Here is a 6531-nt window from a genome sequence, read left to right as displayed (position 1 = left end):
CTTCTTCATCTTCTAGGTGGCACAAAGTTCTAAAAGCTAGATATTCTCTAGCTCTCAGCTACTCGTCACCCCGTGAGGCCAATTTACTTAAAGTGAGTAGAGGAAAATGCCATTATGTTGACTCGTGAAGACTTACAACGTGAGTACGATCTTAGTGAAGAGGACTTCAAAGAAACGCTTAAAGCCTGCGGACTATCGCTAAAAAAGCGTAACTATTCTGAAGCCGAACGAGAACGCTTTGCTCAAGCCAGGATGTTGTTTGATGAGGGGATAGCCAACTCTTACGATGATTTAGCCAGCCACTTTAAAAGCCAGGATTTTGATGATGAGGATGACGCTAATGCTGTGGCTATCAGTGTAGAACTCGCTGAACATTTACGTCTATTAGAACAGCAAGCTGTTGATACGGGCTTTCAGATGGGACTCCAACAAGCGGAAATTATGGGGAAAGTCATCCCTCAAGTCACCATCATGAGGCTCAAAGAAATGATTGCTACTGGCGAACTGAGGCAGAATTTTGAGCAATTCTGGCAGGAAGCCTCACCTCAATTGGGAAACGTCGAAGCCTTGGGCGAACGAGTGGAGAGTCGGTGGAAGGAGTATCAACTTCAGAAATACCAGCCCCTGACGAGCTTGCCCGAATCATCGATGGAATCATCCAGCAACGACTTCTAATTGCGCTTTCCGAAGATGAGGCTCATTTTAAGTTACACCAGCAAAAACTGGCTTTTGAGAGTGAAAAACGACGAAAACGCTGGCAAACAATTAGACGGTGGACTAACTTAATTAATTCTTGGACTTGGGCCGTTCTTCTAATGGCTATTATTTTTTCCCTCGGTATTTATCTGGGTATTAATCTGATCCCCAAAGGAGTGATTTGTTCTTCTAGGGAAAGTCTCTGTTATTTCCTTCGCTTTGACGGCAATAAGCGACTACTTGAGAGGTCATCAAAGTAAGTCTTCAAAATCAAAAGAATTCTTTGATTCTAGGTCTTCAACGGCAAGATAGCCCTGGCTGAGACGTTCTTCAACCTCTAAACCTGAACGAGCAATGGCCCTCTGACTGGGGCTGAGTTTGACAGGATTGCCTTGAGCAAAGAGCATTCGTGTTTCCATTTCCTGCTTTTTCTGCCGTTGGAACTGTTCGATTTGAGTCTCACAATAGCCTTGCTTCCGCAAAAAATCACGAAAATGAGGCTTAATCGTCCCATCGGCTTCGTATAAGCTTCTCTCTAAAACTGACTCAAAAATTGTGCCTGCTTCCATTGTTTTCTCGTTCAGAACTTCTGACAAGTGTTCCTCTACTAATGATAATAGGTCGGAGTGACAGTAATCATGACGCTGTACCTCACTCATTTCGATACCTTACTGCGGCAAGACCTTCAGGTAACTGAACCGATTAAAAACTGCCTCGCCGAATATTTATTCCCTGATACACGCTTTGCAATAGGAGAAATTAACCCTAAGCAAGTTAAAGCCAAAGAACTACGCGAATATCAAGGTATGACTCTCCAATTCGCTTCTCGGGAGAGGATGTATTTCTCAAATCGCTCCGTGCGCGACTTACTTTATCCCAATTCTTCTGATGGAGCGGCTTACGGCAGTTTACCTTTTACCCCTTGTCAGTCGTTTTCCGAGATTCAACAAGCTAGAGTCCTTGTCATCAATGATCATACGGGAGACAGTAACGGCATCTTACCGAAAGAGCAAGCCTTAAAATTGGTCGGAGATTGTCACGGCAAAATGAGCCTAGAATTAGCTGAACAACTCACTGGACGCAAAAATGCCCCTTTTCAATTTCGCCTCGGAATCCGCCCTCAAGAAAATTGTCAATTTTATCGAATTGCCAAAGGAACCTTAGCCCCCGACCCTCGATTAGAAACTCTAACCAGTGATGTAATAGAGCGAGGCGACCAATTCAAAATCGGATACGATCTAATCCTACCCACTAGCTCCTTCAAAGGGCGTAAGGGAGCGGATGCGATTCAACCAGGAGAGTATACGCTCGACCTCGGTATTGGCATAAAAACGATTGCAGAATATGGTAAACAAAGCCTCGGTGCACAGGTATTAGTGAATTATCCGAAAGGAGTTTCAAGTGAGATTTTACCGATTCTTCAGCAGAAAGCAGAGGAATTAGCTCAAGCGCAATCAGATTTACACGCTCTAGCTCGACACTTTGTCACAACCTATGAAGAACGAGCTAACTGCTTTGAAGAAATTTTTGAAGAACTGGGTTCTCTTACCCCTTTAGATGCTTTAGCGACTGATACAGAAGAAACGCCTCAATCTCAAGAGAAGCTCCTCTTTGACCTCCTCAAAACCGATTTAGAGCATCACGGACAACTTTTAGAACACCCTTTCATCATCGACGAACTACAAAAATTTCTCCAGCGACAATGGTTGGATCTCGCCACAGGAAGGGCAATCAAGTTTCAAGCAGCACTAGCACAACCAAGTCTTGATTTGAAAGAAAATGAGGTTTGTGTCCCCAAAATCCCAGATGGAACCGAACTAATCGTAACTCGTAGCCCTTTGGTTAATTCTAATGGAGTGATTGTCCTGACGAATCGTCATCTGCCTCAGTTAATGAAATTAGAAGGCTCGATTCACATTCATCCTGACACAGCCGCTAAACACTTACAGGCGGATTTTGATGGGGATAGGCTGGCATTTGAACGAGCCGACCGCTATCCGACACTGACAGCAGAGATTAAAGAATCTCTCTTACCCCAAAACCGTTATCCTGATGTGATAAAAAGAGACAAAATCCCTTACAGTGGCAGTTTTGAGGAAATCGCCGTCAGTGCCGTCAAAAATGACATCGGAAAGATTGCCAATCAAATTATGGCAGCCGTAACACTACGTTGGGAAACAGTGCTGATGCCTGACGAGAAACAAGAAAGTTATGTTCGGCAAGTTGCTCAATATTATCGAACTGTGCTTGCTAAAGATGTCGATCCTAAGAAACCTTTTCAGATTCCTGAACAATACCAGCAGCAAGTTCAAACGCTCGCTAACTTACCTCAAGAAATCTCCCCCCAACAAGTTGAAATGGCTCTCCAACTGATACGAGACATCCAATTCAAAATTGTCGGCGACTTATCTAACGAACTTCAAGTAGCCGTTGATGGGCCAAAGAGTGCTTTAAGACCAGACAATACTGTACTCAATGCCTGTAAGGAAATCGGTGGCTATCAACCCGTCACTTGGCTGGCAGCGAGGGATAAAAGTCGTAATCCCCAAGTTTACCGCAATAAGATTTTAGATAGTAGCAATTACGGGCCGATTGACCAGATGATTCGGATGACCAATGAAAAATGGCAGCAAAGCTGTTTGATGGCTCGTCCTGCGGTTCAATTTCGGGGCTTTTTTCCCGAAGTAGGCAATCCTAAAATAGTTGAAATTGCTCAAGAAATTAAGGAAACTTACAACGACTATTTAAGAGCAGCACGTTCTCTCGAAGACCTCAAAAGCCAGCATCCTGAATTGATCGATCCTTATATTGAGATACACTCGACCAAAAGCCAGAAAATCATCTATCTGACTCGGCTAGAACGATTTGGTGCCTTAAATTCGGGTTTATTGAACAAAGACACCGCATCATCTATAGATTTACGTTTGGTCAGCAATACGTTCGACCGAGAGATTCCCCATTCCTTGCTGGCGATGGCTACATTTAATGTAGATGGCAAGACGCTAGAACGTCCCATCGGGGCAGTTACCTTCTCATCAATGGAAGAATACAGCCTCAAAGCGGGAATGAAGTTAACCCAAGCAGGAGTAGAGATTCATCCAAGGATTACCCCTGAACGCATCAACGGCATTTATCGCTCACTTGATGAATATGTAGAGATGCTCCATCAAGAACATCCAGAACGGGAACGACAGACTTTAGCCGCCGCCCTCTGGCACAATGCTCATACCCGTGATGATTACCAGACGAAAAAGGCACTTCTGGCTTTTAAATTGTTTCCCAATGAGGTAATCGAACAGCTTGAGAAACTACAATTTACTGAGTTGAAGGTCGTTGGACTACATTTCCCCACCAATGAGTATGGCAATCAACAGTGGAAAGGAGAGGAGATTGATTGTATGATCGCCATTCATCCCATCCCCGATAAAACTGGCAAGCTAGAAGATAAATGTGTCATCAAGGTTGAAGGGCAAGTTTTAGCTCCTCTGACGGCTGAATCCCCTACTCTGGCTGTTGGGACTCAGTTTAAGGCTGCCATTGTTGCTGACCCAAGTACTGGGGTAATCGCAACTACACCCAAAGGCAATACTTTAAAAATCGGACAGATTAAGAACTTTGCTTACCGAGAACGAGAATGGCAGAAAGAGGAAGGGAAGCTTACCGTCACACTGGTTAAGAATGGTAGGGGCAAAGAAATGCCTCTCGTTACCGTTGATGGTAATGCGATGGGTGTTTTGGATCGAGAGAGTGAGATGAAGCTAAGAGAGCGCAGCCTGTTAAATAATAAAGGTTTTACTTTCTCAGCACGACTGGAGAATAGCCCACCAACGACTGCACAAATCCATGTTCAACCAGAGACGGTTATTTATCCTTGGCAACAAAAAGAGCAAGAAAAGCAGTTAGAAGCTAAACGTACTGTCTATCGAGAGAAGTATGAGGCCTATACCTCAGATATTCTAAAAAATTCGGCTAGGGTCTGTGCTTCTCGTCAGGAAGTTGACATTGAGGTGGCTATTCGAGCTTATGCTGATACGCAAGACCTGCATGAAGTAGCTACAATCTTAAGCCAGAGCGACACGGTTCGAGAATGGAGGGCGGTCATTCCCCATTCTCGAAGTTGGGATGAGTATCTCAATCAAGCCAAGAATTATGTGCGGGTGATTCAAGCTGAGGCTTTTACCAAGCTTGAGAAACACCAAGAACTCGGTTAATCATCCTCTGCTGTATTAGAAATGAGAAGTGTGACAATTTGATCAGGCTGAAAACACTTGCCACTCGACCATCTTTGATCGATTCTTCTCGCATATTTTTGATGAACTTTTGTCCAAATTCCTTCACCATCGATCAGTTGAAAGAGTTCAAAGGGATAGATATCAGAAAATGATTTTGTCTCTTCTTCTTTTAGGATTATTTCAGGCATAAATTTTCGAGAAAGTTGAATATTTGTCAGTGACAAACACCGCGCTTGTAGAGAAAAAATAGAGAAATTCTCTAGAGCCAATCAACTATTAGTTTGAGCAAAGACTTGTCGAATAGTTAAATTGATTCATCGATCACTTTGAACGATGCCTTTTAAACTGTGATACTATATCCGTGAGAGAGAACCCACTTATCTGATAAACTATGATAATGGGAAGAAAAGCACATCTGGAAAATTATCTATCGAGTGAGCAACTCAAAGAGCGTTATCGGCAGACCAAAAATAAGGTGGAGTCAAGACGTTGGCACTTACTGTGGTTGGTCAGTGAGAAATGGAAAATTAAAGAAGCCGCAGCAGCAGTAGGGTATAACTACGATTATGCCAAGGAGGTGATCAAAGCATATAACGAACAAGGAGAAGAGGCAATCAAGAATAAGCCGAGGCTCAGGAAGAAGACATTTGGAAAAGCTTTACTTAATGAGGCGCAACTTGAAGAACTTAGAGAAAGATTGAAGCAACCCCCACCAGATCAAGGAATTTGGACGGGGCCAAAAGTGGCCCACTGGATTGCCCAAAAAATAGGAAGAGAAAAAGTCTGGCCGCAGAGGGGGTGGGACTATCTAAAAAAGTTTCGCTACAGCTTGAAGGTTCCTCGACCGAGACATCAGAGGGCGGAAACCGAACAACAGGAGCAATTCAAAAAACGTCTACCAGAACAATTGAAACAACTGCAACAAAAGAACCCTACTGCCAAGATTGAATTGTGGTCTTTCGATGAACATCGAATAGGACTTAAACCCATTCTACGTCGAGTCTGGACACCGAGAGGAGAAAGACCCATCGCTACTGTCAATCATCGTTATGAGTGGCTCTATCTTTATAGTTTTGTTCACCCTCAAACGGGACAGACTGAGTGGTTTATCGTGCCTAAAGTTAATGTGGAGTGGTTCAACTTAGTACTGCAATCTTTTGCCACAGCAGTGGGAGCGGGACAAGACAAGATTATCCTTTTAGTTCTTGACCGTGCTGGCTGGCATATGAGCGAAAAAGTTAAGTTACCGTATATGTCTAATTTTTGAACCTTTGCCTCCCTATTCTCCTGAATTGCAACCAGCAGAAAGACTCTGGGCTTTAGCCGATGAACCTTTGGTTAACAAAAGCTTTGAAACTCTTGATGACTTAGAGTTTGTTCTTGCTCAACGTTGCCAAATTCTAGCCAAAATGCAACCTCAAATTCAAGCTTTGACGAACTATTATTGGTGGCCTGAGCCAGAGAATTTAAAGACTAAGAGCGATGTCTCTTTATAAAAGGGGTCATTTATGCGGATTTGGTATGAACCCTCTTCTGTCACTTGAGGATAGAAAATTAATTAACCTGTCAAAAAATGGAAAGGAGACCGTCCTGAGAAACAAAG

The 6531-nt window shown here is 43.4% G+C and carries 6 protein-coding genes; 4 read left to right on the top strand and 2 right to left on the bottom strand.

Annotated elements, in window-relative coordinates:
- The first annotated feature begins 114 nt into the window (after positions 1–114).
- Positions 115–675 carry a hypothetical protein gene (locus C7H19_RS26965; RefSeq protein ID WP_245927781.1) on the top strand — a complete coding sequence of 187 codons (561 nt, stop codon included), beginning with the start codon at positions 115–117 and terminating at the stop codon, positions 673–675.
- 272 nt (positions 676–947) lie between these two features.
- Here C7H19_RS26965 and C7H19_RS24720 read toward each other — a convergent pair whose 3' ends face one another.
- Positions 948–1355, bottom strand: coding sequence for a hypothetical protein (locus C7H19_RS24720; protein ID WP_245927779.1), 408 nt, complete (start codon positions 1353–1355; stop codon positions 948–950).
- Between C7H19_RS24720 and C7H19_RS24715 the strand changes: the two genes are divergently transcribed.
- Entirely contained in the window at positions 1335–4907 is a 3573-nt protein-coding gene (locus C7H19_RS24715) for a hypothetical protein (protein ID WP_106459563.1), read from the top strand. The genes C7H19_RS24720 and C7H19_RS24715 overlap by 21 nt on opposite strands.
- Here C7H19_RS24715 and C7H19_RS24710 read toward each other — a convergent pair.
- Entirely contained in the window at positions 4904–5116 is a 213-nt protein-coding gene (locus tag C7H19_RS24710; RefSeq protein WP_106459562.1) for a hypothetical protein, read from the bottom strand. The two genes, C7H19_RS24715 and C7H19_RS24710, sit on opposite strands and share 4 nt — an antisense overlap.
- A 209-nt stretch (positions 5117–5325) precedes the next feature.
- Here C7H19_RS24710 and C7H19_RS24705 point away from each other — a divergent pair, with 209 nt between their 5' ends.
- Positions 5326–6195 (top strand): IS630 family transposase, encoded by an 870-nt coding sequence (locus C7H19_RS24705; RefSeq protein WP_219907747.1) that lies wholly within the window; start codon positions 5326–5328, stop codon positions 6193–6195.
- Positions 6196–6199: 4 nt separating this feature from the next.
- Positions 6200–6424 carry a hypothetical protein gene (locus C7H19_RS26590; RefSeq protein WP_245927777.1) on the top strand — a complete coding sequence of 75 codons (225 nt, stop codon included), beginning with the start codon at positions 6200–6202 and terminating at the stop codon, positions 6422–6424.
- Positions 6425–6531: the final 107 nt, after the last annotated feature.

This window comes from Aphanothece hegewaldii CCALA 016, assembly GCF_003007785.1.
GTDB lineage: Bacteria > Cyanobacteriota > Cyanobacteriia > Cyanobacteriales > Microcystaceae > Chroococcus > Chroococcus hegewaldii.
This window is presented reverse-complemented; position numbering and strand designations above follow the sequence as displayed.

What these genes read in the sequence shown, in the direction of transcription:
- C7H19_RS24705 (WP_219907747.1), top strand. Translation starts at nt 5,326, where the DNA reads ATGGGAAGAAAAGCACATCTGGAAAATTATCTATCGAGTGAGCAACTC.
- C7H19_RS24710 (WP_106459562.1), bottom strand. Translation starts at nt 5,116, where the DNA reads ATGCCTGAAATAATCCTAAAAGAAGAAGAGACAAAATCATTTTCTGAT.
- C7H19_RS26965 (WP_245927781.1), top strand. Translation starts at nt 115, where the DNA reads ATGTTGACTCGTGAAGACTTACAACGTGAGTACGATCTTAGTGAAGAG.
- C7H19_RS24715 (WP_106459563.1), top strand. Translation starts at nt 1,335, where the DNA reads ATGACGCTGTACCTCACTCATTTCGATACCTTACTGCGGCAAGACCTT.
- C7H19_RS24720 (WP_245927779.1), bottom strand. Translation starts at nt 1,355, where the DNA reads ATGAGTGAGGTACAGCGTCATGATTACTGTCACTCCGACCTATTATCA.